The organism is Frankia sp. Allo2 (genome assembly GCF_000733325.1).
Taxonomy (GTDB): Bacteria; Actinomycetota; Actinomycetes; order Frankiales; family Frankiaceae; genus Frankia; species Frankia casuarinae.
Map to the genome: position 1 here is coordinate 1 of NZ_JPHT01000034.1, position 25,228 is coordinate 25,228.

The window sequence follows — 25,228 nt, forward strand, 5'->3', positions numbered from 1 at the left end:
CGCCCGGTCGTGCGGCCACAGCGTGGACAGGCCCGCGCCGACGAGCATCCCGCACACCGTGCGCCGCCCGCCGGTGGCGAGCATCCCCACGACGAGCGCCCGGAACGTCCGGAACGACGGCGCGGTGAAACACGGCCGGAAACCCTCCAGCAGCACCGCCAGAGAAACCGGTATCGTCACGTCCGGGAGCATCGGCGTCCAACTTTCGGGTTGGTACAGGAAACGCTGATGCTCCCGCCACCAGCCCCTCGCGCTGGCCTTCCACCCCTCCGCCACGCACCGCGATACCACCGGCAGGCACCAGGGAATCATCCACCCGAAAGCAATCGGGAAAATTATCCAGCCGTTGCCAGACACTGATCTGGATCAAGAAAACTGCGAAACTCTAGTTACCTGCCCGTCTCGTTATCGGTACTGCCACCTGATCCATCCTCTTCCCCGCGACCCACCAGGGATCAATTTATGATCTGCTCGAAAGCAGCTTCATGTAGGTCTACCAGGCCAACCACGAGCGGCTCCCCGCAGCCGATGAAGGACGCGCGCCTCGACAGACAGGGGAGTCAGTCGTANATATGGCCTGGGCCTTGCTACCGAGCGCCGACCGCCCTAGACTCGACTGAGCGAGAGGTCATCTTCGGCGCGCGAGGGGAACTCCATCTGCATGTCACAAAAGAGCACATCGCGCAAAAATGTTCTGCTTATTTCCCTGGACACGCTGCGCGCCGACGTCGCATACTCAGGAATCTTCCCGACGTTGCGCGGACTCAGCGAGTCCAGCGTCATGTTCAGTCAGGCGATATCCTCTTCACCGTTAACCCCGGTCAGCCATGCCACGGTGCTGTCGGGCAGGCAGCCACCGGTACACGGGGTGCGACACCTGTTCCAGGAATCGATGAACTCTGAGGTGACGACACTCGCCGAGGTGCTGCGAGAGCAGGGGTACGCCACCGGCGCGGTCGTCGCCTCACCTGGAATGAACGCCTGGTACGGTCTCGGCCGCGGCTTCGACCACTATGACGATTGGGTTCCCCCGTTGGCCGACGGTGGTGACGCGCTGCGGGTGGTCGACGTCGAACTGCGCGGCACCGCGATGAAGCGGGCGCCGATGGTCACCGAACGGGCGTTGCGGTGGTTCGAGCGCCAAGGGCCGAGGCCGGTGCTGCTGTTCGCGCACTATTTCGACTCCCACTGGCCCTATGAACCACCGGAGGACGTGGGCATTCCCGTGCGCAACCCTTACGAGGGCGAAGTCGCCTACATGGACCGCAGCGTCGGACACCTGCTCGACGGGCTGGTCGAGCGCGGCCTTGTCCTCGAGGACACCGCTGTCGTGCTGTTCTCCGACCACGGCGAGGACCTCGGCGGCTGGTACCCCGACGACCATGCGGGCGAGCTGGGCCATCCTGAGGAGCGTGGGCACGGCACCCTGCTGTTCGACGTGACCCAACGAGTCCCGCTGATCGTGCGTGCGTCGTGGGCAGGCTCGCCGGGCACTGTGGTGGACAGCCAGGTTCGGCTGGCCGACGTGATGAGCACAATCCTGGAACTAGTGGACGTTCCCGCGCCGGAGACCGACGGGGTGTCGCTGGTGCCAATGATGAAGTCGGGCACCACCGCCGAGGACCTGCCCGCCTACTGCGAGACGTTCTACCGGCTCGAACTCGCCAAGGCAGACCCGCGCTGGCGCCACCTCAAGGCGCTCACCGCGGTCCGCAAACCCGACCACAAGATCATCTGGGAACGCGGAACCGAGAACGTGGAGCTCTACGATCTGGTTAACGACCCGGCGGAACGCTCGCCCTACGGGTTCTTCGGCCAGGCCCCGCGAAGGGGTTCGGATGAGTCTTGACGCATCCTCGTGGACCGACGCCGAGGGCGTGCCGGTGGTACGGCTGCTGCGCTGGCGCGGGGAGTGGTCCGCGGAAGACCCGGATGCCAACTTCCGTGCCGAGGTCGCCGACTACACCCGGCTCGAACCGCTGACCACGGTGAGCACCCTGGCGAGCAGGCTGGAGATCCCGGTCGGCGCGCTGGTGCGCTACGTGCTGGCGAGATGGGCCACCGGCGGCAGCGCGGGGCTACTGGAACTGGGGCCCACAATGGTGCGCAGGATGTGGGAGCCGGTACGCACCGCCGAGGAGGCCGACTCCGACGAACATCGGCTCGCCGCCTACCATCAGCTGCGGCAGATGCTCTCCTGGCTCAAGGTTCCCTTGGACGATCCAACGGTCTACCCGGTGGCCGGTGAGTGAGGCNGGCGGGCTCCCACCCGCGGCGAGGGNGGCCGGCGGAGCGTCAGGGGCACGCTGTTGCGCCATTCACCTGCACCCCGCGGCTGCAGCTCTACGGGTTCGCTCGACGGTCGTAGACTGGCCCCGGACACGATCATCCTCGCCCTCGACGATCAGCGTCGGCTGCCCACCGCGCTGCGCGCGGAACTCGGGCGGCACGTACCCGACTAACGTGCGGCGGGCACGCTGCCTGCGGTGGACGACGCAGGCTGGGTGGCCGGCGAGCGGTGCGGAATGGTCGACGGCCCGCGCCCGCAGGTGGCCCGGACCTGGTTGGGCCTAATGGTCGCTGACCGCAGGCGCCCCCCGAGCCGGTTCAGTCGCTGCTGGAGGGTGGTCCGGCAACGCCGCCGGCTGCCGGTGGCGGTCGTCGAGCAGGTGCGCGCCCCGCGTCGTAGCAGCCTGTCGAGAGCAGCGCAACCATGACGATCAGGACTCAAGCCACTGAACTGGCCGCTCGGCTGCCGGCCGGCCCGACTGTGCGCGAGCGTGAGCCGGTGGCGGGCGGGCGGGTCACCCGCGACGACGTGGCGCGGTTGGCGGGCACCTCGACGGCAGTGGTCAGCTACGTGGTCAACGGTGGCCCGCGACCGGTCGCGGGCGCCACGAGGGCCAGAGTGCTAGCTGCGATTGAGCAACTGGGGTACCGGCCCAACGCCCTGGCCCGAGGGCTGAGCATGCGCGGGGTAATGCTGCTGGGGCTGGTGGTGCCCGACGCAGCCAACCCGTTCTTCGCACGGTTAGTCCACGCGGTCGAGCGGGCAGCGGCCCGCCGGGGACACCTGTTGCTGGTAGGCAACACGGCGTTTTCCCCTAGCGCGGAAGAGCACTACCTTGACGCATTCTCACGGCTCTCCCCCGCCGCGCTCATCGTAGTCAACTCCGCGGATACCCCCGGGATCCGACACGTCCTGTCGATGCTGGACTGCCGAGTGGTGCTGCTCCACAAGCGAGTCATCGGCTTCCACGGGCCGCTGGTCATCGGCGACGACTACCGAGGGGGCTGGCTGGCCGCCGAGCACCTGGTCGGCCATGGCCGTAAGAGGCCGCTGTGTCTGAGCGGTCCGGACCGGGAGTCCCCGGTGGCCGACCGCGAGCGGGGGTTCTCCGCCGCGCTGCGGGCTGCGGGCGCCCCCGTCACCTCGGTGCTGCGCAGCGGCTTCCTCCGTGCCGAGGCCATGCGCGCTACGCTGGCGGCCATAGCGGGCAGCTACCAGCCGGACGCGATCTTCGCTACCACCGAGGAGCATGCGCACGGGGTGCTCGCTGCGGCGCGGGCTGCGGGGGTGCGGGTGCCCGACGACCTGGCCGTGCTGGCCATGGACGGGCTACCGGAAGGTGAGTTCGCCGCGCCGCCGTTGTCGACCGTGGCGGTAGACATCGCGGGCTTCGCCGATATGGCGGTAAANGAGGCCCNGAACCCCNGACCGGGCGACACCCGGGTAACCGTCTTCGGCGTGCGGCTGGTTCCGCGTCTCAGCTGCGGGTGCGCCCCGGCGCCCGCTCGGACCAGTACGTCCACTACGGACGTCTGATCCGGGCTCACCCACATGAACCCGTCCCCGATGTTGAGGAGCAGACATTTGCCGACCCCCCATAACCGGGACCGGTCGGCGCTACGGATCCTGCTGACGAGCATGATCGGCAGCGCCATCGAATGGTACGACTTCTACCTGTACTCCACCGCGTCGGCGCTGGTACTGGGGCCGCTGTTCTTCCCTAAGAGCTCGCCTCAGGCCCAGATCCTGGCTGTGTTCGCGACCTACGCAGCCGGCTTTCTGGCCCGGCCAATCGGTGGCCTGCTTGCCGGACACCTCGGCGACCGGGTCGGGCGCAAGTCGATCCTGGTGCTGACTCTCGGCGTGATGGGGATGGCCACGTTTCTCGTCGGCCTGCTGCCTACCAGCAACCAGGTCGGGGTGCTGGCCCCCGCGCTGCTGATCGTGCTGCGCGTGTTGCAGGGGATCGGCATCGGCGGCGAGTGGGGCGGCGGGGTGCTGCTGGCGGTGGAGAACGCCCCACCGGGCCGGGGCGGATGGTACAGCAGCTGGCCGCTGCTGGGGTTCCCGGTCGGCCTCGCGTTGAGCACCCTCACCTGGACGGCGCTGGCCCAGCTGCCCAGGCAGGAGCTACTGTCCTGGGGCTGGCGTCTCCCGTTCCTGGCCTCTGTGGTGCTGGTGGGCATCGGACTGTACGTGCGACTGGGCATCGCCGAGACCCCTGAGTTCAGCCAGGCCAGGGCCGCGGGCGAGGTGGTGCGGCTACCNGTGGCACAGGTCCTGCGCGAGCAGCCGCGCCACGTGCTGTGCGGGCTACTGGCGGCGCTCGGAGTGGGCAGCACGGTCTCGCTCTACAGCGTCTTCCTGCTGTCCACCGTGGCCACAGGAGGTGGTCGCCACGATGTCGCGCTGACTGCACTGGTCATCAGCGCCGCGTTGCAGTGTCTCTCGATACCGCTGTTCGCCACACTGTCGGATCGGATCGGGCGCAAACCATTGATGGTGTTCGGTTACGCGGTCGCCGCAGCGACCACCGTCCCGGCGCTGCTGTGGTTCGACAGTGGAAACCTACTCGCGGTGAGCGCAATCTACGTCATGGCCATATCGATCGGGCACGGCGGCTGCTATGGTAATCTCGCGGCATTCCTCTCCGAGCTGTTCCCGCCTACCCGGCGATTCTCCGCGCTTGCGGTGACGTACCAAGTTGGTGTCACCGTCGCCAGCTTCCTCCCGTTGGCCGCCACAGCGATTGCCTCCGGCACGCGCATGACCGTCGATGTCGCACTGCTGTTCTGCGGTGTCGCCACCGTCGCCGCGATCGCGACTTCCCTGGCACCCCAACCTTTCATGCCATCCACCACCACCCCCGTAGGCGATCATGTAGCTACCGTGAGCTAATCACACTCGTCGCTCCCCTTTGCTGATCTGAGAGAGGACATCCACATGGCGACCCTACCCGACCTCGGTGATGCCGACGCCCTGCGGGACTGGCACACCTCCTTCCGTGCGATCCGCGAACACCAACGGATGTACTGGGATGACGCCGTCGGCGCGTGGCTGGTAACTCGGCACGCCGACGTCGAGATGGGCCTGTACGACCACCGGCTGTCCTCACAGGGCCCGACGTCATTCATGGCCCAACTGTCCGCCGAAGACCTGGCGAAATTCGCCGACCTGCAACGATTCTACGAAAGCTGGATGGTCTTCTCCAACGAGCCTTACCACACCGTTGTGCGCGGGTCGGTGCAACGCGTGCTGACCCCGAGAGCGGTGCAGAAACGCCAAGAGGCGGTCCGCGCCGCGGCGCGGTCACTGTTGGACCGGGCCAGAGCGGAGGTCGTCGACGTCAACAGCGACTTCGCCAGACCGCTGGCCACGGCGGTGNTCTCGGAGGTGCTCGGTGTTCCAGAGCAGGAGTGGGACAACTGCTCCCGCTGGTCGCACCACATCATCGACTTCATCAGTGCGCCGCAGCCGGATGCGTCGCGGGCCATGGCTGCGGCGGAGTCCTACGACCAGATGTGCGACTATGTCTACCACCTGGTGGAGGAACATCGCCGCACCGGCCGCGACGACTCGCCGATGCTGGCCGTGGCCGACGTCGGCGCGCACGCGGTGGTGGGCACGTTCGCGCAGTTCATGACCGGCGGCTGCGACCCGATCTCGGCCGCGATCGCCAACGCGGTGGCCACGTTGCTCGCCCACCCCGACCAGATGCAGAGACTGGAGCGCGACCGCTCACTGATCCCGACCGCGATAGAGGAGTTCATCCGTTACGAGTCCCCATTCNCCCTCGTGCCCAGAGTGGTGACCGAGCCGATGACCGTGGCCGGGCAGCACCTCCACGAAGGCTCTCGGGTACTGTTCATGCTGCTGGCCGCCAATCGCGACCCTGGTGTGTTTGAACGTCCGGACGAGGTGGACGTCGGCCGTTCACCCAATCCGCACCTGGGCTTCGGCAAAGGCAGCCATTACTGCATCGGCGCGGGCTTGGCCCGGCTGGAGATGACCGAGTCGATCGAGGCGATCATCGACATGGCGCCGAACCTGGAGTTGGCAGGCCAGGTGGAATGGTCCAGCAGCTTGGGTCTGCGGTCTGCGGTGAAACTCCCGGTATCGGTGTCCCGATAGCGCCCACCACGTGACGGTCAATTCGGATACTNGCCNCTGACCGCGGTCACGCTGACGTCCGCCACCGTGTTCGAATAGCCGGCGTGCGCGGGCGACAACACTTCTGGCGCGACGCATGCTGCTCGCGCAGGTGGTTCGCAGGGCGCCATGCATACCTGGATTTGGCTCAAGCCACGCCTTTTCAGTTCGATCAATATAGCCGTCCCCAGGCATCACACTGGGGTGCGGGCTGGAGAGGCTCATGCGCAGATGACGCTGGACGAGCGGGTGGGTGAAGGGCGTGTGCTCGTTGACCGACAACGAAGCGGCCACTCCGCTTGCGTGGCCCTGGTAGGAAGGGCTGAAGGGCCTCGGTGCCTATTTTCCACCAGTCGCTTTCGGAACGCGGATCCGATGCCGTGAACCGGTGCGAACTGCACTGCCATCTCGACGGCTCGGTCCGGCTGAACACACTGGNCAACATGGCCGCAGCAGCACGACTGACCCTCGTCGCGCCCATCGAGCGTCTGGCCGTCGCACCGGAGGACGTGGGAGATCTGCCCTCCTTCCTGACATACATCGACATTGCCCTGGACGTGCTGCAGACCCCGGATGCGCTGCGCCGGACCGCCGCTGAACTGGTCGCGGACTGGGCCGCCGATGGGGTCGACTATGGTGAAGCCCGCTTCGCTCCGCAGCTGCACACCCGCGCGGACATGGCGATCGACGATGCGATTATCGCGGTGGCCGACGGCTTGGCGGAGGGAACGCGCGCACATGGAGTCGGCTCCGCGCTGATCGTATGTTGCCTACGCCAGCAGTCTCCGGAGATCAGTCTCATGGTCGCCGACGCCGCCGCGCGGCTACGGCACGTCGTCGCTGGTCTGGATCTGGCGGGCGACGAGCGGGTCCTTGGCGCGCGACACGTCGAGGCATTCAACCTGGCGCACAGCCAAGGTATCCCGGTGACCGTTCACGCGGGCGAGGCGGTCGGTCCCGAGAGCGTGTGGGAAGCGTTGGACGTGCTCGGCGCCTGGCGTATCGGGCATGGGGTACGCAGCGTCGAGGAAGCGGCGCTACTGGATCGTCTGCGCCGGGATCAGATCGTGCTGGAAACTTGTCCACGCTCCAATGTGCTGACGCGGGCCGTGCCCGCGCTGGCGGCACATCCAGTGGCGCGTTTCCTGAACGAGGACATCCGCGCAACGGTCAACACCGACGCGCGCACCACCGCTGCTACCACTCTCACCGCCGAGCTGGATTCGCTCGCCCGGGAGTTCGGCTGGAGCGATGACGAACCCGAACTGCTATGCCGCAACGCCGCCAAGGGCGCCTTCGGTCCGCTGCTACCGACATGGCCGAAAGTCTCATAACCATCCTGCTCACTGCGGGGATGTGTGACGAGTCGACCAATGCCTGGTACAGGACAATCTGTCCGGCGACGTTGCGCTCGGGCAGCAGTGCCAGGCAGACGCTGCCAGACGCGGGCCTCGGCCCAGCCGTGTCGCCGCCGCCAGAGGTCGCTCTCCACACCCCGAACAAACCCGTCGGCGAACATCTGCCCGCAGTGGCACCGCGAGCACCGGGTCGCGGCAGGTCAGGTCAGAGCCGGCAGGCCCAGCACACGCGCGGCCCAGGGCAGGGCGATGCGTAGCTGAACCAGCTGGATGCCGCGGACCCCCGGTGCGTCGGGGATAGGCGGCTGGCCTGCGCGCGCGGCGAAGAAACCCGCCACGTGCGCGGCCATAGCCGGGTCGAGGTCGGCTACGACCCGCTCGGGTAGCGGACCGCCCTCGGCACGCAGGCTCGGCAGCCAAAACGCGATGTCAAACTCAGGATTGCCGATGGCGGCGTGGTTCCAGTCGAACAGGACCGCNCGGCCTTTGCGTAGGAAGACGTTGTCGCTGCGTACGTCGAGATGGAGGGTGGAACGCCCGGCGAGCGTCTGGCTGTCGGCCGCGCCGAGCAGAGCAGGCAGCGCCCGGTCCAGCCAGCCGTGCGTGCACAGGCCGAGCGAGAGGAAAGGGCCGGGGTCTTCTGCGACCAGCCGCCAGCCCTGCTGGCAGTAGGGGCTGGCCTCGATAGCCGGCAGGTCGGCGGGGGCGGGCACCCGGTGCAGCTCGGCCAGGCTTGTCTGCACTGCCTCGATCGCCTCGGGAGTCCACGGCGGCGGCCACTCGCCGTCGGAGAGGTTCTCCAGCACCAGCATCGGAGTCGCGCCGTCGTCGNCCCACCCTAGCGATTCAGGCAGGAACGACCCACCCAGTGAGGAGTAGACCGCGTGCTCGGTACGTAGCCAGGCCCCTGTCTCCTCATTGACCGCCTGCTTGACGAAGACAGAACGGCCCCCGGCCAGCTCGACGACCCAACGACGGTTCGGGGTGTAGCCTCTGTCGGTGATCGCGCGGGCGGCAACCACACGATCACCCAAGATCCGACGCAGCCGCTCGGCATCGGCCAAACTGAGTTCCACGACGGCATCATACTGACCATGAGTCAGCCACCCGCATCTGGATGAAGTGACGTGGGGCAACCTGCAGCGTCGGTGCTGCATAGCCAGACGAACCGATCACACGGTGACGGCACCCCCGGGCACGTCCGCCGGCATCAGCCTGCGTGGACCGATTCGACTCGGCCCGGTCCCGACCGCAGCAGCACCCCGCACACCAGCAGTCCCACGACCACGATCGCGGCGATGGCCAGAAAAGCGCCGTGCAAACCCTGGTTGTTCGCCTCGGCCTGGCCCGCCCCGCCGTCGAGGGCGGCAGTGGACCGCCAGGTGACAATCGCGGCGAGCACGGCGGGACCGATCGACTGCCCAATGTTCATGCCAACGTTGAGTAGTCCGGACGCAACACCCTGCCGCTCAGCTGCGACGGTGGCCGTGGCAGCAACGGTGATCGCGACGAACGCGATGCCCTGGCCCAGACCGAGCAGGATCATCGCGGGAACCAGCAACGGCACGCCACCACCGGTGGGCAAGAACGCCATCGCCACCTCGGCCACCGCAGCAATTGCCAGCCCGACAGGCAGGCTGCGGATGGGGCCGATTCTAGCGATCAGCAGGACTCCGACCTTGTTGCCTACGACCATGAAAAGCGTAACCGGAATAAACATCAGTCCGGCGACGAGCGCGGACATTCCGCTCACTGCCTGCAGATACAGGGTGATAGCGAAGAACTGCCCTCCGAGGGCGGCACCGAAAAACACCGACATCAGGNCGGCGACAGCCACCGGACGGACGCGCAAGATATCGCGGTGCATCAGCCGATCTGTGCTCCGCCGCTCCATAAGCACGAATGCTCCCAGTAGCACCACTACGGCCGTTGCCCGGACCAGGGTATCCGCAGCGGCAGAGACCGGACCCTCGGCGACCGTCCATACCAGAAGACCCATCGCCGCGCCTGCCGTTAGGACCGCGGGAAGACGGAACCGGGGCCCAGCCTCGGTCTCCCTGGTCGCGTCGACGGCGATCAGCCGTGGCGCCAAGACCAAGCACAGCAACCCAATCGGGACATTGACCAGCAGGACAGCCCGCCAGTCCAGTGCCCAGGTCAGTACCCCTGCGGCCGGTCCCCCCAGGGCCAGGCCGCCCGCACCGGTGACACCCCACCAACTCAGCGCCCTCGTACGCTGTTTCCCCTCGGGGTATCGCGTGACGACCAAGGCTTGGGCGGCCGGGGTGATGAGGCCCGCGGCGGCACCCTGCATGCTGCGGCCAACCAGCAACGCGGCGGCCGAGCCTGACACCGCGACTACCGAGGCGACGACGAATAGCGCGAGTCCCACCAAGAGCACCCGGCGCCGCCCGAACACGTCCGCGGCTCGGCCACCCAACAGCAGGAACGCAGCGAAGGCCAGCCCGTAAGTCGCGGTGACGTAGGTCAGCCCACGATCAGTGAGACCGAGGTCGTCCCCCATTGTTGGCAGCGCCACGAAGACGACGGTGAAGTCCATCGCGATCAGCAGGTGTTGGATGTTCAGCAGAAGGAGCGCACCAGTCGGGCTGGATTTATCAGCGTCAAGGTCGCGCCCGCCGCGAATCGCCCGACTCCCCCTCTTATTAACCATTTCACCCGATTCCTGATTGGATAAAGATTGCCTGACACTGGGCCTCGGTGGGCTACCGAGGCCCAGGCAGGCCGGCGAACGCGGCGGCTTCCAGGGTCAGCCGGCAGATGAAGCGTTTACCGCGGTCATGCAACGTCACCGCCAGGTTTGCAGCCGGAGGCGATCACGAAGAGCATGTGATCGACAAACAGGCCGTTTCGCTGGTGCACCGAGTGCAGGCGGCTGAACTCAGGCGAGGCAGAGCGGTACACCTCGCGGATGGCCTCTCGGGCGGACTCGTCGATAGCGCCGTTGTCCGACCAGACATCGACGTCCTCGATCGAGACATNCCGCTCGGTCCGCAGATCGGTGCACCCCGAGCTGGCAACCAGCTTCGCCATGTCCTCGGGTAGGAAAAAGTGGCGCCGTACCGGATTGCGCAGACGCAGCACCTCGAAGTATTCGTCGCGGTCGTCCGGTCCGTAGGCACACAGGTTGATCAGTATGAGCCGCCCGCCCGGCCGCAGTACCCGCACCATCTCGCGCACCGCATCGGGCAGGCGCATGAACTGCACGCCCTGCCTGCACACCACGACGTCGAAGCTGGCATTGGGCCAGGGCAGTTCCTCCGCAGGGCTGATGACCAGCTCGTCGAGGTGTGGCCGGGCCTGAGCAGCCATGTCCTCGGTGATATCGACCCCGATGACTGCGCCAACCCTGCCGTGAAACAGTCGCGATACCAATCCGGTCCCGCAGGCAACGTCCAGCACGCGGTCGGTCGGACCCGCATTGGCGACACGCACGATCACTGCGCCTAGCTCGTCGTCGGTACACCAGGAACTGGACATGTCATAGGTGCGAGCGCGGGCACTGAAGTGGCCGACGACGTTTTCACGGTCGATCCCGGTCCCTTCCCGGCCGAGCTCCAGCCTGTTGATTTTCACGCGTCTCCCATTCATCACCGGGTTCTCAACTGGGGCAGTTCCATTGGCACCCGGGTGCGCGCCCACGCTGTCAGCCGCAGCGAGCGCACCGTCGCGTCGCGCCGGAGCCTACGGGTGTAGTTACGGTCCCGGCACAACGAACGCACCTCGATCACGGTGCGCAGTCCAGCCGAGCGCAGCGCCATGGCGACCATCGAAGGCGCCACCTCCTCCGGCGCGGCGTCGGCGTCCGAGCCATGGTCGTAGCCCAGCCGCCGGGCCAGCGGTGCAGCCACCGCAGCCACCTGCCTACGCTCGGCGGCGGTCAGGCCGGTGCGGTGCGCGCCGATCCGGTCGGCGCCGACCGGCTGCGCGGCCCGTCTCCAAGACTCGGCGAGCGCGCCGATCCGACGCGCCCCCGATGTGAGATGATGGTGCAACATCCCGGCATGCATGGGCTCGCCGAGAAAGGAGCAGAGTTCGTTCAACGCGCCCTCTGGCTCGGTCACCAAGTCCTCGTAGCGAAGCAGGTATACCACCGCGGGCCCGTGCCGCGCCAGCGCCGCGTCCGCGCACCGCTGCTCGCGTAGCCATAGCCGGGCCATCCGATAGGGCATGCTTGGGCCGAAGACCGCACGCTTGGCCGAGGCAGCGACGTCTAGGGGATCCCGGACCAGCCAGACGAACCGGGCGTCGGGATAGCGGCGTAGCACCTCGTCGATGTGGTCGACCATGAACGTGCTCTTGCACCCCCACCGCGGCTTGTCCTCGGCCTCGCGGTACTGTTCGTAGATCGCGGCTACAACGCCGAACGTGGAGGCGTCGGACTCGCGGACCACGCGTGCGAGATCTACCGGATGCGGCCAAGGATGCAGGTGAGCACGCACGATCCGCAGCGCGTCGCGGGCCAGCCGTGTGCGGTTGGCCGCAACACCGAGGTCTCCGTAGGACGCTGCCAGCGGGGCCAGGTACCTCATCAGGTGCGGCGGGNGCGGGNCCGCGATGGCGGGGTGTGCGTCGAGCATGAGCCGCAGAAGATTCGACCCGGATCGCTCAGTACCAATAATCAGGACAGGGCGCGCCGACCCAGGTGGTGGAACGGCGGCGCTCACCACAACCACCGCCGCTCAAGCCGATGCGGCCGCGACATGCGCCGGGGCGGCCTTAACCATCCGCGCGGCCCCGCTGGGGATCAGGCTACTACCCAGGGCGGCCACATCCGGGCTGGCGCACCTGTCCAGGGTGAATCGCTCCGAGCCGGGGGCCAACGGGCCTGCCGCAGAGCTGAACTCCCGCCGCCAGTTGCGGCCCGCGTATGACGTCGACCGCTCCAGGCCGTCGTCGGGCTGCGGATGAAAGTACTGGAAGTTCTCGGGGAAGTGCTTGAAGTTCATCACCGGCCCCGGCTCGTAGGAGTCATAGATGCGCTTGTAGGCATCGCGGCAGACCTGCTCGGGCAGGCCACTGACGTTGAGAAACTCGTCCTCATACAGCGCCTGCTCGGTCGAGAGCCAATTCAGGTGGTCAATCTCGGAGCGGATAAGACCGGAGGCGATGGCCTGTTGGTAGACCGTGGTTCCCGGCATGGCCGACAGGTACTTGACTCGGGTGACATGGTTGTAGGTCTCGGCGAACTCCACCATGTGTCTCAGCGATTCCTCGCTCTCGTTGGCCAGTCCGACGATGAGCAGGGACCCGAAGCGCACGCCAGCGTCGAAGGTGGTGTTCATCGCCCGGATAGTCAGGTTCTCGCTGCTGCCCTTGCGGGCCTCACGGAGCACGTCCTTGCCCAGCGACTCCACGCCGTAGAGGATGATATCGGCGCCCGAATCACGCATGGCATCGGCCCTTGGCTTGTCCATGTCCGCACACCGCGTCAGGCACGTCCAGCCGATGTTGTATGGCTTGATGACGTCGCACATCTCGATGGTCTGGCCGCGGTGCGAGCTGAAGGTCAGATCGACAAAGAAGCAGAAGTCAATGCCATAGCGAGTCTTCAGCCAAGCCATGTCCCGATCCATCTTTTCCGGGGATTTGGCCCGTACTTGCGGAGTGGTGCGATAGCAGAAGGAGCAGTCCATCTTGCAGCCGCGGCTGTAGGAGGAGATGATCTGAGGCTGGAGGCCATTGTGACCCTGAGACTGCGGCCACAGCTCCAGCCGCATCCTGGGCAGCGCGTCGAGATCCATCATTTGACCCCGAGCAGGCGTCCGCTTGACCTCACCCTCCTTGGTGCGGTAGCAGATCCCACGGATACTGGGCAGGTCGCGCTCCCAACGACCCGCCGCGTAGCTCTCCATCAGCTCCAGGATTGTGATCTCGCCTTCGCTGATCACTGCGATGTCGCAGGCGGTGTCGTTCATGAACACGTGCGGCACCGAGGTGACCAGCGAGCCGCCGCAGATGATCGGCACGTCCGGTTCTGCTTCCTTCATCTTAGCCATAAGCTCGCGACAAAAGGGGAAGTTGTCCTCGAATGTGCACACGCCCAGCACGTCGGTCTGTCCGACGATGGCATTGTAGGCCTCGTTTAGCGGGTCCAGCGAGTACCGCACGTCGATAATGCGCACCGGATAGCCCGCGTTGTGCAGGACAGTGGAGATGTAGCTGGCGCCCTCGTACGGGGAGGTGAGGAAGAACTCCCACCCACGCGGCATACTGAAAGGAGAGGGGCCGACGACCAGTGTGAAGCGAGGCAGCGATGGGTTCGTCGCCACCGGAGTAGAATCCTGCTCTCGCATCTGAGCCATGTAGCGGTGGTCGACGGTGTCGTCGGCGTTGGTATAGAGCTCAAGTGCCAGGGACTTACGTGCCATTGCAGTGTCCTCCCTGAAGAAGTGATATCGGCGTGGCCACCGGAATACGATTCGGCCGACTACCAGGTGCATGGCGCTAGTCGTCGACGGGCGCCGGATGACCGATATCCCAATCGTAACACCGCAGCCCAATAGGTCACGACAGGAAAACCGAAACCACCCGGAATAACTAGTGCCAGACCGCCCGCGCGACACTCGAATGAAGTTGCTTTCAAGCAGATCATAAAATGTTTCCTGGTGCGCCGCGGCGAAGTGTCGGGGCAGGTGGCAGCGTCGATGCGCCGAGGCCAGGAGGTAACAGATACGGCATGGCCCTCGACTGTTCACGACAGTTCCCACACCAGGCTGGCCCTCACCCAAAGGTGCCATGGGCCGCCGGGTCGCAGCTTCCTGAAAACAGTCGCCCGCCGCTGCGCCTGTCTGGCAGAACCACCGGCCATCGGCGAGGTTGCGAACGACCCGNGGGGGCTCTGGTGCATCGGCGGAGTCCGCTGTCCGCGACCGCCGATCGGTCGTGATCGAGTGATGCGTCGACGTCGTGTCCGTCCACTGGTGACAACTGGTTCCGACGTCGGAGTGCGCCGGGTTCCGGTTCCCACCCGAGGTGATCACCCTGGCGGTCCGCTGGTACCTGCGGTTCGCCCTGTCGTACCGCGACGTGGCGGAACTCCTCGCCGAACGCGGCCTCGAGATTGATCACGTCACGGTCTACCGGTGGGTGCGCCGGTTCACCCCGCTGCTGATCGACGCGGCCCGGCCATGCCGGCACACACCGGATGATCGTTGGTTCGTCGACGAAACGTCGGTGAAGGTCGCCGGACGATGGACCTGTCTGTACCGGGCCGTCGACCAGGTCGGCCAGGTCATCGACGTGGTGGCCGGCGAGAAGCGGGATCTCGCCGCGGCCCGCCGGTTCTTTACCCGCGCCCTGTCCCACGGCCGGCGGCCCGTCGAGGTGACCACCGACCGGGCCGCCTNCTCCCCACGAGTCCTCGACGAACAGCTCCCTGCCGCTCCTCACATCGACGACCAGTACGCGAACAATCCGATCGAGGCCGACCACGGCCGGATCACGGCACGACTACAGCCGATGCGATCGCCGCGCGGGACGGAACGGGTATCGCTGGTCAAGCTCGCTGGCGATCTCCAGGTGGATCATCCCGTGGCCCGCAGGCCGCCGCGGATGTCTTCCATCACTGCTCATGGGACGGTCCGCAGGCCTGATCCCCGCTTCCTTCTCTGGGCTGCGAGGTGCTGGCCAGAGGTGACCGCCTCGGGTCGGCGGGGGTGCTGCCAGGGGTCCAGAGCGCGCAGCGCGTCCGCGACCCGCCGCAGGGTTTGCTGGTCGGTGCGGTAGGCCACCGGTTCCACCGGTTGCGGCCCTGCCACCGGCGTTCGTGTCGGCATCACCGGAGCCGTGATGGCCGTCGTCGGGCGCAATCCACCCGGAATCTGCGCCCAGACGACCTTTCCGCCGGTACGCGCCCGGAACCATCCCCATCGGGTGCTCAGCGCATCGACAAGGGTGAGACCGCGTCCGTGCTCGTCGAAGGCGTCGGGGCTGGTGAGCTGCGGACCCACCTCGCTGCTATCCCACACTTCGACGAGCACGTGTCCGCTCGCGGCGGTGAGCCGTATCGCCACCACGTCGCGCGGGTGGCTGGCCTTGACGGCATTGGACGCCAGTTCACAGGCGACGGCTTCGGTGATCGAGACTGCGGCGCGGCTCACGAACCATGCGGTCAGCGTGCGAACCGTGCTCGTGCGCACGTCGGTCACGGCGGCGTCGGTGGGTGGGAAGTGCGCCACGGCCACCCGGACAATGGGCGTCGGGTCACCGCTCATGCCCGCGGCCCTGGCCGTGTCGCCTCTGGCTGTCTACGGCACCACACAAGCTCATCCCCGCCTGTCGTTGCGGTTGGTGACGCTGACCCCGCCGGGCCTGGCCTGGCGGCGGTGCATCCGGCGGGGACAGCGGACGGTGTGAAGGACGTGCCCGCGCTGATGCGGCCTGCGTGACCTGATCTGCGCGGATCGTCCCCCTGGCAAGCCGATGATGGGCCTGTGGACTTCCGGATGCAAGTACGATCGGAAGTCCGTTCGGACTTGTTGTGGTCCTGTGTGGGCGGCGACGCACGCAGCGGTGCCAGACTGTGGCGCCAGCGGGGCAAGGCGGAGTGGAGGGGTCGTGGCGGCACGATCGGGGCCAACGGTTCGACGACGCAGGCTCGGGGTCGAGCTGCGCCGCCTGCGCGAAGCGGCCGGGCTCACCGCCGCCGAGGCGGCCAAGGCGATCCGCGGGTCGGAGGCGAAGATCAGCCGGATGGAGAACGGGCTCGTCTCGTTCCGGGCGATCGACGTCAGTGATCTTCTGCACGCCTACGGCATCACCGACGACGCCCGACGTGAGGCGGTCCTCGCGCTGGCCAAGGAGACCCGGCAGCAGGGCTGGTGGCACACCTACGGGGATGTGGTTCCGCGCTGGTTCGAGGTGTATGTCGGGCTCGAAGCCGAGGCGAGCCACATCGCGACATTCGAGATGTTGCTCGTTCCCGGGCTACTCCAGACCGCCGACTACGCCCGCGCGGTGATGCAGGCCGCCACGCCGCTGCTGGCTGATGCGGAGATCGATCGTGCCGTGGATCTCCGCCTCGGTCGTCAGAAGGCGCTGGCCGCCGACCCACCGCCGCAGCTCTGGGCGATCCTGGACGAAGCCGCGGTCCGCCGTGTGGTCGGTGGGCCCACGGTGACACGTGCCCAACTCGCCCACCTGATCGAGATGTCCCGCCGTCCCGAGATCACTATCCAGGTGCTGCCGTTCCGTCTCGGGGCCCACGCGGGCATGGGTGGATCGTTCATCCTGCTGGGCTTCCCCGACGGGGACAACACACCGGAGATCGTCTACATCGATCAGGCGACCGGCAGCCTGTACCTTGATCGCCCGGCGGACGTCAGTCAGTACCGGGAACGGATGGATAGGCTGCGGGCATCAGCCCACGATGAGGACGCATCACGCCGCCTGATCGTCGACGCGATGGAAGGTGTTGACGATGACCACAACCCGTGACACCCAGTTGCACTGGCGCAAGAGCAGCCATAGCAACGGCAACGGCGGGGCCTGCGTCGAAGTCGCCGAGCTGCCCGACGGTGGCCGTGCGGTCCGGGACTCCAAGGACCCCGGCGGGCCCGTCCTCGTGTTCACGGCGGCAGAGTGGACGGCGTTCCTCGCTGGCGCACGCGATGGCGAGTTCGGTTCCTGACAGCGACGTAGCNGCGTTGCTGATCTCCCAGTCGTGCGCCGTGGGTGAGACGGGCGCCTTCCGCCCGGTCTTCGTCTCCCGACGCCGACCGCTTCTGTGCGCCGTGCTCAGCCCGGCGTGATCTGCGCTACACCGATCGGGACACCGCCGGTCTCCCGTCTTCGATGATCAGGCGGGACGGCTTGACGGGACCAGGCGTCGCATCGGCCTACAAGGTGACCGGACATGGGTGGAGCCTCCGAGCCGTGGGCTCGGAGGCTCCAGGTGGCGCGGTCAGTCGTCGTTGCTGATGCGCCGATGCCGGTCCTGATAGGTGAGAGCGTCTCGGATCGTGTCGCAGCGCGAGGTGAGTTCGCGTGCTTCCGCGAGTGCGGCATCCCGAACCTTGATCACAGCGCGGCGTGATCCGTACTTTCCGCCGTAGATCTGCTGGGCGACGATGGCGAACACGCCGGTACGTCCAAGATCTTCAGCGCGGCGAGCGACAGCCATGATCCTCCGCAGCGTCGGGAAGTCGCGTCCGTCTCCCCATGCCGCCGCGAACACGACATCGGAGACGCCAGCGAGGAACGTCACCGCCGCGAGGTGATGCGCCTGCGACTCGATCTCTCCCGCGCTGGTCTCGCGGCGTGGGGGACGGTAGCCGTTGCGCTGGGCGGCGGACTTGACCGCCCACGCACGGACGGTGCCACGGTCAACGATGAACATCTCCCCGTCCTGGGGCTGGTACTGCCAGCGGTCGGGCTCTCGGGTGGCGACATTGACGGACGCGACGACGCAGTCCCGGACGATCACACCGAGCCTACGCGCGTAGATCAGGACGGCGTCGTGGGCGACGTCGTCGGACACGTCGTCCGTGCCATAGGGGGCGTAGCCGTTGCGGCTGATGGTGGCGCTGCGGTCGGCCCGCTTGCGGGAGCGGGACGCGTCGAGCTTCCGGCAGTAGCGGCGGGCGTGACCGACGATGGCCTCCCAGTCGGCTTGGGTGACGCGCGCCATGTCCTCGCGGGTGGCGGCCTCACCGGGAACGGTCGACGGAATCTCACGGGAAAAGAAGACATGCGACATGGAAAGACTCCACAGAAGGGTGAATTGGCGTCGCGCGCCGGGCGCAACGCGCCGATAACTAATAATCCCCCACCGGTACCGAGAAATCAATATCCCCAGACCATCTTTTCTGGAATTTCCCAGGCATCGCGCGTCCATTTTTCGTCGACAAAGATGCACCCATCACGCCTACGGGGAGGGCGAAATAAGAATCGGACGAATAGCAGAAGAGGGCGGAAGGCGTGAAATCGTAGAATGGAAGATGTATAGAAAAGCGGGAGGGATGGAGGGATTCCTTTGCGGGGAAGTCTTCTATTCGGGAGGGCGTGCCGGTAGTGCCCGGAATTCCAGTCGACCGCCGCCAGCGAACGGCCAGTCCCCACAGGGTCCATCGATTATTAACAAAGCTCCGAGGAGCTAAAGTCGGGCTGTGTTCTGGTACTGCCAGCAGGCCGCTGACCTGCACCAGCGTGCGAGTGGGGGGTAGCGGCTCAAGCAGGCGACCGGATTGGCTGACGGACGGGCCCACCGTCGGGGTGCTGGTCGGGCTGAAGGGGCCAGGTATAGATGAGCAGCGGCCACCGAAGATGCGGACCGCATGAGCAGCGGTGGTCAGGTCTACTTGAGTAGCGCGCTGACCAGGGCAAACGCCTCGCTGGCAGTTCGCTGGGCACTGCCGCAGCCGGCGATCCGCTGCTTAAGTATCCCGGCCGCGCACCTCGGAGCGCTGCTCAGATAGACGCGAACTCCCAGGTCCGGCTGCTCATTCTCAGCCGATCCCCACAACGGCTGCGGGGAAGGGCCAGATGGGCAGCGCGACGAAAGCGAGCACTGCGCAGGAGCGGCGGGGGNCGGGNCCACCTTNAGTAGCGCGCTGACCAGGTTGGATGTCTCGCTGGGCACGCGGGCCGGCGTTCCGGTACCTGCCCATGCTGGCAGTGTCCGCGGGAACGTCGCCTCGGTGGGCAGCAGGGCCCGGGGCGTTTACTTGCGAGCTGTCCCTATCACGGGATGCGGGAAAGATGAGCGGCGGCGACCGGGTAGGGGCGCTGCGCGGGCAGTGGAGTTCCTACCTTGAGTATGGCATCTGGCTGGTACGTGTCTCGCTGGCGGCTTGGGCTGCCGCTGCTGCGGGACCTGCTCACCGATTCCGATTTCACTCTCGGATATGCGATTTCGGATTTGTCGCATTGTTTGAGGGTCGGTTTCTTATTCTCGATGGGCTGCTGCCCACGCTACTCGCTGCCCCGATGGGCAGGGGTCGCGGTTGGTGGTCAGCCTCCGCCGGTGGTCAGTGCGGGCACGGAGATGACGCTGACCTGGGCGGTGGAGATGGTGGTGAGCCCGTTGAAGGTGCCGTTCTGGCCGCCGCCGGCCCAGGTGACGTTCCAGGTGACGGTGGCGGACACGGGGAAGACGCCGCCGGGTTCGTCTTCGGAGTCGGTGGTGTAGGTGTGGCCGCAGTCGGGGGAGGCGGCCGTCGGGTCGACGGTGGGCTGGTAGGGGGTGCCGGGGCCGGTGCAGCGCACGTCGGTGCCGTCGCCCATGGACCATACGACCTGCGCGGGGGTGGCGACCGCTTGCACCGAGACTCCGCCGGCGGCGGCGGTGGCGGAGACGGGTCGCCAGCTGGCGGGGTCGAGCCACATCCAGGTTGGTAGTCGCACGAGCTGCCGTCTGGTTGGGCTGAAGGCGATGGCGGGGCCTTGGAGGCGCAGTTGGTTGCGGGCCTGCTCGGCGAGGGTGGCCGGGTCGGGTGCGGTGGCTGTGGGGCCGGCCTGCCCGTCCGCGATCCATACCGGTGGCCGGTAGAGCGCGTCGTGCCATCCGTCGCCCTGGCACTGGTATACGTACCAGGCTCCGGGCTGCCCGTCTGCCGCGGTGGCGACGGGTTGCACCTGTGGCGCGCCGAGGCGGTCCAGGGCGGCGACNACGCGCGGTCGGCTGCCCTGTGGAGCTGGGCGGAAGGCTACCGGCCGGATCGGGTCGCCCTCGGGCTGGAAGTCGCTGCGCGTGTAGGCGCAGCCCGCGAGTTCCGAGGGGTCGAGTGAGAGGTCACCGGGCGGACGTGCGCTCTTCTCCCCGCCGCCGCGGCCGGTCGAGGTGCCGCCCGGCGGCCCGGGCCGGACGTCACGGCGGGGNGGNGTGGGCGCGGTGCCGTTCGTGCCGGCGCTTACCTCGCAGCCGGGGNGGGGGNTCTGCGCGCAGTCCGCGGNGGCGTAGCTGTCGGCGAAGGCGGGTGCTGTGGTCGCGAGGAAGCCCAGCAGGCAGGCGCCGATGAGGACGCTGCGGGTCAGCATGACCCGACCGGTTCGACCGCGTACCGGGTGACCTTCCATGATCCGTCCTGGTGCAGCCGAACCTCGGAGGTGACCGCCCGCCGGCCGCCGGGGTCGTCGGTGAACGACGGGCCGGCGGTGCGGTAGCGCAGCCAGTTCGCGCTGTCCGCGCAGTCGAACAGCATCACCGTCGTCGGTGCCTGGGTGGGGCTGACCGAGGTGACCTTCGGATGCAGTACCGGCGCGCCGCGCGACACCAGCCCGTTGTAGTGATCGGCGTACAGGCCCCCGGAGGCGACCTGCAACGCCGATCCGGAGGAGTAACGCGCGAGGTCCGCGGACCGCCAGTTCGAGGTGTGGCTGGCCTCGGCGATCGCGTGCCACAACCCNTCATACGCAGCGACCGCCCGCTGACCGGCGAGATCCGCCGGCGACGTCGGCGACGGCGACGCGGTCAGCCGCGAAGGAGCTGCCGGACCGGTCGAGGGCGCCACCGGTTCCGGCCCCGTGTCCTTACCCGAACTGCACGCCGCAACGGCCATCGTGACAGCCAGCAGCGCGCTGGCGGCCGTGTGACGGGCCAGATGGTGGCGACGGCCGGTCGCGGACGGAGAAGCCACAGCGTCCACCTCGCATCGACTGATGCCGGTCCGTCACCTCTACGCCGCGGACCGTCTCTTCTCCTAGCCTGCTCCGCCGGNCTTCGAACCGTTCGTACCAACTTTTCAGTCAGTACGGCACGCCAGCATGATTTGACCCTTTCTAGCCAGCGAGCGACTGGTGCCCAGGGACCAGGAGGAGCCATCAGAACGGACCATTCACCGCTGGCAGCGGGAGAAAGGGGCCTCCAGGTCGCTGCCGTTGGCCGTGGTCGGCTCGGGCGTGACATCTGCGGTTGTCGGTGATCGGCGCCAGCTCCGTGTCCCATCCGCAGCTCGGTGGGGGCGTTTGCGGCCCGAAGCCGTGAGCGTGAGCGAGCGGCTGCGGNAGGGCGCGTCGGGGATGGCGAGCGCACGGAGGGGTCAGCGGTGGGCTCTGCGGCGGCGGGCTCGTCGACGTTCGGCAGCCTGGTGGCGTAGGTCGGTGAGGAGATGGGACACGGCCTCGTCGCGGGTTGGGTAGTGGCGTGCGGGAGGGAAGACCGAGGTGTGTCCTGGTGCCTGGGGAAGCCAGCCGCGCGGCCGGTTCCTGACCATGCCCGTATAGACGGGGCGCAGGGTGCCGCACAGCACGCCGTCGACCAGGACGCGGTAGCCGCTGCCGGTCCGTTCCAGGATGTACTCGCTGTCCTCAGTCAGTCCCGCCGCAGTGGCCAACGCCTGATCCATCTCCGACAACGGCGGCGTCGTCCGCGCACGCGGCGAACGCGCCGTACGAGGCCGGGCCGCGGCGGAAGGCGCGGCGGCCCTCTCCTGTGGGTCGGAGAACGGCGACGGGGGCGGCTCCTCCGAGATGACAACCATGGTTGTCGCCTGGTCCGAGACGATCTCCGGCGCGGCGGGTTCGGTCGGGGCTAGATCCAGTCTCTCCTCAGCGCCGCCGGAGTGCCGGGCTACCGCGCTCCCCTCCCGCCTCACCGCAGGCTCGACAACCCGAGTTGTCGAGTCGGAGGCCGTTGGCTTCGACACCTCAGGCGACGGGCGGCCAGCCGGGCTCCCCGTGCCCTCCAGCTCCTCCCCGACGACCCGCGGTGTCGCGGGCTGTCGGGCGTCCACGAGCCGGGGGAATCGCTTGCGGGCTCCTTGCCGTGTGATCCCGAGGGCGCGGCCGATATCGCCGTAGGACGCCCCCTCGGCCGCCGCCCGTGCCGCGAGCGTCCGGATCTCCGTCTCGATGGACCGCGCCCGTTCCCGGGCCTCGGCCAACGCGCCGAGCGCGGCCGTGCGCGCGTCATCGTCCACGCGACAACCGACGTTGTCGCGCCCGCCTTCGACAGTCATGGTTGTCGTCTCCTCCTGATCCCTGGTAGGGGATGACACGGGCCAGCGTGAGCAGCTGGCACAGCTGATCTTTTTCGGCCAGTGATCGCTGGCAGCCTGTGCCCGTGTCACAGCGCGGCAGGTCAGCCGTTGGTGGGCCAGGAAGGCTTGTCGTCCCCTGCCCTGCGCTCGCCCTGCGGCCCACGGTCGGTACGGCGTCCGGTTCGTCTCCGGCCCGGTCCCACGCGGTGTGGATCCGGTTTCGGCCCCTGGCCGGACCGAGTCCGGACCCGGACTTCACGGAAGCGGACAGCGGACTCTGGGCGATCCCGAGGCGAGTGCCTTCCTCCGCGGGCGACGCGGACCCCAAGCAGCGCGCCGCGGGACGTTCAGGCGACCGGTCAGCGATCACGTCGGCAGATGGGAGGCGAGGTCGGGGATGTTGGCGGTCAGAAGGCGGTGCAGCGCGGCGCCGGGGGTGCGCTGGAGCGAGTGGACGGGGCTGGTGAAGTACTCGGGGTCGTCGAAGACCGGTTCGCCGTTGGGTCGGCGGGTGAACGGGACGCGGCCGTAGTCGACGCCGTCGGTGTCGTCGCAGCTCATCCAGGTGATCGCCTCCTGCTCGTCGGCTTGGACGGGTGCGGTGTGCAGCGGCCGGGCCTGGATGATCTCGCCGTCGTCGTACCAGACCTGGGGAACGGCGAGGACCCACCGGTGGGTGGCGTTGCTCTGGGCCTGGGCCGCGGCGCGGATCTCGAAGGCGAGGGCGGTGGCCCAGCTGCAGAGGTAGTCGTAGTCGCTGACGATCAGGTTCCGTGTGCCGTGGAGTCCGAGGATCGCGGGCTGGTCGCCGGCGCGGACGGCGCGTTGCACGCGGGCGGTGATGTCCTCGATCAGGGTCCAGGTGTGGGTGTTCATGGGCTTTGTTGTCNTCTCCGGTGACGGTCGCGGCAGGGTCCGAGTCCGGTCCCTGCCTGCTATGCGGGTGCGGGCCGGTCCCGACCGTCCGCCTCGGCTGGACACGCCGCGCGCGCCGGCCGGTGGCGGTGCCGCCCCTTCACCTCTATGCGGGCCGTGCACGGCCCCGACCGTCCGGGCCGCGCCGAGAAGACGTGAGGTGAGGTGCCGCGGCCGATGGTGCCGGAAACAGCGACGGTCCCGCCGCATGCCGGGGGGTGGGCACGAGGGCGGGACCGTCGGCGAGCGTGGGGGCGGTCAGGCGGCGTTGTACTGCCCGTCCACACCGGTCGGGGGCATCGGCGGTGGCGGGNGCAGCCGCCCCTCGCGGGTCGGAGGGCTGGCGACGGCGTCCGTGCCGCTGGCGGCGAGACGGTTGGGCCAGAACTGGCCGAGGTGACGCAGGCTGAGGCGACCAGGCCCGGTCGGGCCCAGGGGAAGCCAGCGGGCGAGCGTGGGGTCGAGGTGGTCGTCGGTCGCGGTGAGGTCCGCGGCGGTGGTGGCCACGGGTACGAGGGCCGGCTGGCCGAGTCCACGGAGCGTGGGCGCCAGCGCTTTGCGGGCAGCGACCTCGCGGCGGGNGGNGGGAAACCAGAACAGCACCGGCGTGGTGATCCGGGTGGTGGTCGCGAGCTTGTGGTAGTCGAGGAGCTTCACGGCGAGGCGACGCGTCGCTTCGGTGCCCTGGTCGAGTTCGAGGAACCAGTCGAGCGTGACACCGCGCTCGGCCCAGCGGCCGTAGGCGTCGGGCCGCACGATGTCCCCGAACGCGAAGGCACAGCGCTCCTGCGACCACCAGGCGGTCAGCCGGGCGGCGCTGTCGGGCTGGCGGGCGTGGTGGACGAGGTGGGTGAACATCTCGTTGACCACGACACGGTGCGCGAGATGCAGGGAGTGGGCGATGCCCTTCGCCCGGTCATGCTGATAGCCGATCTTCTTCGGGTCCAGGTCGTCCTCGTGGGCCAGGACCGCCGCCCCGGCGACGTCGAGAATGTAGTGCATGGGCGCCAGGCCGCGGGACACCAGCGGTTGAAAGCGGTCGAGGACCCGCCACCGGTAGAGCCCCAGCAGGCGGATGTTCGCCGAGCGCTGCGACGTCCAGCCAAGCCGGGTGATCTGATGGGTGGTCAGTACCCGATGCTCCCCGACCATCCGGGCGAGCCACCGGTCCCGGGCAGTGAGATGGCGAACCAGCCAGAGCTGATGGTCGCCTCCGGTCACCGTGCGAGCGGAGGGCCGGGCGTAGGTACGGCGGCCGACATGACGCTGCTGCGGAGGATTCGTGATCATACGGTGGCGGCTCCCAACCCAGGACGGTGCAGGCGACGGCGACGAGAACGACGGCAGCCCGGAACCCGAGCAGCGGGACGGCGCGTGAGGCCGGAAGGCGCAGACAGTCGCGGCATTCCGTCGGACGCCCACCGCTGCGCACGCCCTCGAAGCAGCGCGGCAAGCATCGTGCCGTGCCGATGTCCGACGGGCACGCTCCGACGTCCATGGCAGCCCGGGACAGCACCGAGCGAACGCCGATGCTCAAACGGCCCCGCGCACCAGTTACATGACACGATCCACAAAAG

At 67.8% G+C, this 25,228-nt stretch carries 21 protein-coding genes and 2 pseudogenes; 10 read left to right on the forward strand and 13 right to left on the reverse strand.

Going from position 1 to position 25,228, the window contains the following annotated elements:
* A pseudogene (locus ALLO2_RS18385) lies at window positions 1–312 on the reverse strand (transposase); the annotation flags it as partial.
* 349 nt (window positions 313–661) lie between these two features.
* Between ALLO2_RS18385 and ALLO2_RS18390 the strand changes: the two are divergent.
* The 6 genes from ALLO2_RS18390 (at window position 662) to add (ending at window position 7,773) form a co-directional block, all read left to right on the forward strand.
* A complete protein-coding gene (locus ALLO2_RS18390) occupies window positions 662–1,849 on the forward strand; it encodes a sulfatase (protein ID WP_011436203.1) in 1,188 nt (395 codons plus the stop codon).
* Window positions 1,839–2,252 (forward strand): DUF6027 family protein, encoded by a 414-nt coding sequence (locus ALLO2_RS18395; protein WP_011436204.1) that lies wholly within the window; start codon window positions 1,839–1,841, stop codon window positions 2,250–2,252. Before ALLO2_RS18390 ends, ALLO2_RS18395 begins: the two co-directional genes overlap by 11 nt.
* 461 nt (window positions 2,253–2,713) lie before the next feature.
* Entirely contained in the window at window positions 2,714–3,826 is a 1,113-nt protein-coding gene (locus tag ALLO2_RS18400; RefSeq protein WP_084588486.1) for a LacI family DNA-binding transcriptional regulator, read from the forward strand.
* 48 nt (window positions 3,827–3,874) lie between these two features.
* Window positions 3,875–5,188 carry an MFS transporter gene (locus tag ALLO2_RS18405; protein WP_011436206.1) on the forward strand — a complete coding sequence of 438 codons (1,314 nt, stop codon included), beginning with the start codon at window positions 3,875–3,877 and terminating at the stop codon, window positions 5,186–5,188.
* Between the two features lie 45 nt (window positions 5,189–5,233).
* Complete coding sequence (locus ALLO2_RS18410) at window positions 5,234–6,421, forward strand: cytochrome P450 (protein WP_051875387.1); 1,188 nt, start codon at window positions 5,234–5,236, stop codon at window positions 6,419–6,421.
* A gap of 398 nt (window positions 6,422–6,819) precedes the next feature.
* Window positions 6,820–7,773, forward strand: coding sequence for an adenosine deaminase (add, locus tag ALLO2_RS18415; RefSeq protein WP_035733765.1), 954 nt, complete (start codon window positions 6,820–6,822; stop codon window positions 7,771–7,773).
* 224 nt (window positions 7,774–7,997) lie between these two features.
* Here the strand turns inward: add and ALLO2_RS18420 are convergent, their stop codons facing one another.
* The 5 genes from ALLO2_RS18420 to ALLO2_RS18440 form a co-directional block, all read right to left on the reverse strand.
* Entirely contained in the window at window positions 7,998–8,873 is an 876-nt protein-coding gene (locus tag ALLO2_RS18420) for a phosphotransferase (protein ID WP_035733766.1), read from the reverse strand.
* Window positions 8,874–9,007: 134 nt separating this feature from the next.
* Window positions 9,008–10,471: an MFS transporter gene (locus ALLO2_RS18425; protein ID WP_084588487.1), complete on the reverse strand. Its 1,464-nt coding sequence runs from the start codon at window positions 10,469–10,471 to the stop codon at window positions 9,008–9,010.
* A gap of 125 nt (window positions 10,472–10,596) precedes the next feature.
* Window positions 10,597–11,394, reverse strand: a complete 798-nt coding sequence (locus ALLO2_RS18430) for a class I SAM-dependent methyltransferase (protein ID WP_198031037.1) — start codon at window positions 11,392–11,394, stop codon at window positions 10,597–10,599.
* 14 nt (window positions 11,395–11,408) lie between these two features.
* Complete coding sequence (locus tag ALLO2_RS18435; protein ID WP_369808180.1) at window positions 11,409–12,494, reverse strand: sulfotransferase; 1,086 nt, start codon at window positions 12,492–12,494, stop codon at window positions 11,409–11,411.
* A gap of 6 nt (window positions 12,495–12,500) precedes the next feature.
* Window positions 12,501–14,189 carry a radical SAM protein gene (locus ALLO2_RS18440; RefSeq protein WP_023841612.1) on the reverse strand — a complete coding sequence of 563 codons (1,689 nt, stop codon included), beginning with the start codon at window positions 14,187–14,189 and terminating at the stop codon, window positions 12,501–12,503.
* A 559-nt stretch (window positions 14,190–14,748) separates the two neighbouring features.
* On the opposite strand from ALLO2_RS18440, the pseudogene ALLO2_RS24870 reads away from it, so the two are divergent.
* Window positions 14,749–15,289: pseudogene (locus tag ALLO2_RS24870) on the forward strand (IS6 family transposase); the annotation flags it as partial.
* Between the two features lie 100 nt (window positions 15,290–15,389).
* Here ALLO2_RS24870 and ALLO2_RS23545 read toward each other — a convergent pair.
* Window positions 15,390–15,935, reverse strand: coding sequence for an ATP-binding protein (locus ALLO2_RS23545; protein ID WP_232235195.1), 546 nt, complete (start codon window positions 15,933–15,935; stop codon window positions 15,390–15,392).
* On the opposite strand from ALLO2_RS23545, the gene ALLO2_RS27455 reads away from it, so the two are divergent.
* From ALLO2_RS27455 to ALLO2_RS18460, 3 genes are all read left to right on the forward strand, one after another.
* Complete coding sequence (locus ALLO2_RS27455) at window positions 15,817–16,176, forward strand: hypothetical protein (RefSeq protein WP_070982510.1); 360 nt, start codon at window positions 15,817–15,819, stop codon at window positions 16,174–16,176. The genes ALLO2_RS23545 and ALLO2_RS27455 overlap by 119 nt on opposite strands.
* A 201-nt stretch (window positions 16,177–16,377) precedes the next feature.
* On the forward strand, window positions 16,378–17,256 hold the full coding sequence (locus tag ALLO2_RS18455) for a helix-turn-helix transcriptional regulator (protein ID WP_011436217.1): 879 nt from the start codon (window positions 16,378–16,380) through the stop codon (window positions 17,254–17,256).
* Window positions 17,240–17,449: a DUF397 domain-containing protein gene (locus tag ALLO2_RS18460; RefSeq protein ID WP_011436218.1), complete on the forward strand. Its 210-nt coding sequence runs from the start codon at window positions 17,240–17,242 to the stop codon at window positions 17,447–17,449. Before ALLO2_RS18455 ends, ALLO2_RS18460 begins: the two co-directional genes overlap by 17 nt.
* Window positions 17,450–17,722: 273 nt before the next feature.
* Here the strand turns inward: ALLO2_RS18460 and ALLO2_RS18465 are convergent, their stop codons facing one another.
* From ALLO2_RS18465 to ALLO2_RS18490, 6 genes are all read right to left on the reverse strand, one after another.
* Window positions 17,723–18,517 carry a hypothetical protein gene (locus ALLO2_RS18465; protein WP_011436219.1) on the reverse strand — a complete coding sequence of 265 codons (795 nt, stop codon included), beginning with the start codon at window positions 18,515–18,517 and terminating at the stop codon, window positions 17,723–17,725.
* Window positions 18,518–19,770: 1,253 nt separating this feature from the next.
* A complete protein-coding gene (locus tag ALLO2_RS18470) occupies window positions 19,771–20,796 on the reverse strand; it encodes a hypothetical protein (protein WP_035733769.1) in 1,026 nt (341 codons plus the stop codon).
* Window positions 20,790–21,395 (reverse strand): hypothetical protein, encoded by a 606-nt coding sequence (locus tag ALLO2_RS18475; protein WP_035733805.1) that lies wholly within the window; start codon window positions 21,393–21,395, stop codon window positions 20,790–20,792. Before ALLO2_RS18475 ends, ALLO2_RS18470 begins: the two co-directional genes overlap by 7 nt.
* A gap of 402 nt (window positions 21,396–21,797) precedes the next feature.
* The gene (locus ALLO2_RS18480) at window positions 21,798–22,715 is read right to left on the reverse strand and encodes a hypothetical protein (RefSeq protein ID WP_011436222.1); all 918 of its coding nucleotides are present in this window, start codon (window positions 22,713–22,715) and stop codon (window positions 21,798–21,800) included.
* Between the two features lie 387 nt (window positions 22,716–23,102).
* Window positions 23,103–23,612 carry a hypothetical protein gene (locus ALLO2_RS18485; protein ID WP_011436223.1) on the reverse strand — a complete coding sequence of 170 codons (510 nt, stop codon included), beginning with the start codon at window positions 23,610–23,612 and terminating at the stop codon, window positions 23,103–23,105.
* 297 nt (window positions 23,613–23,909) lie between these two features.
* Complete coding sequence (locus ALLO2_RS18490; protein WP_035733770.1) at window positions 23,910–24,941, reverse strand: replication-relaxation family protein; 1,032 nt, start codon at window positions 24,939–24,941, stop codon at window positions 23,910–23,912.
* Window positions 24,942–25,228 lie beyond the last annotated feature (287 nt).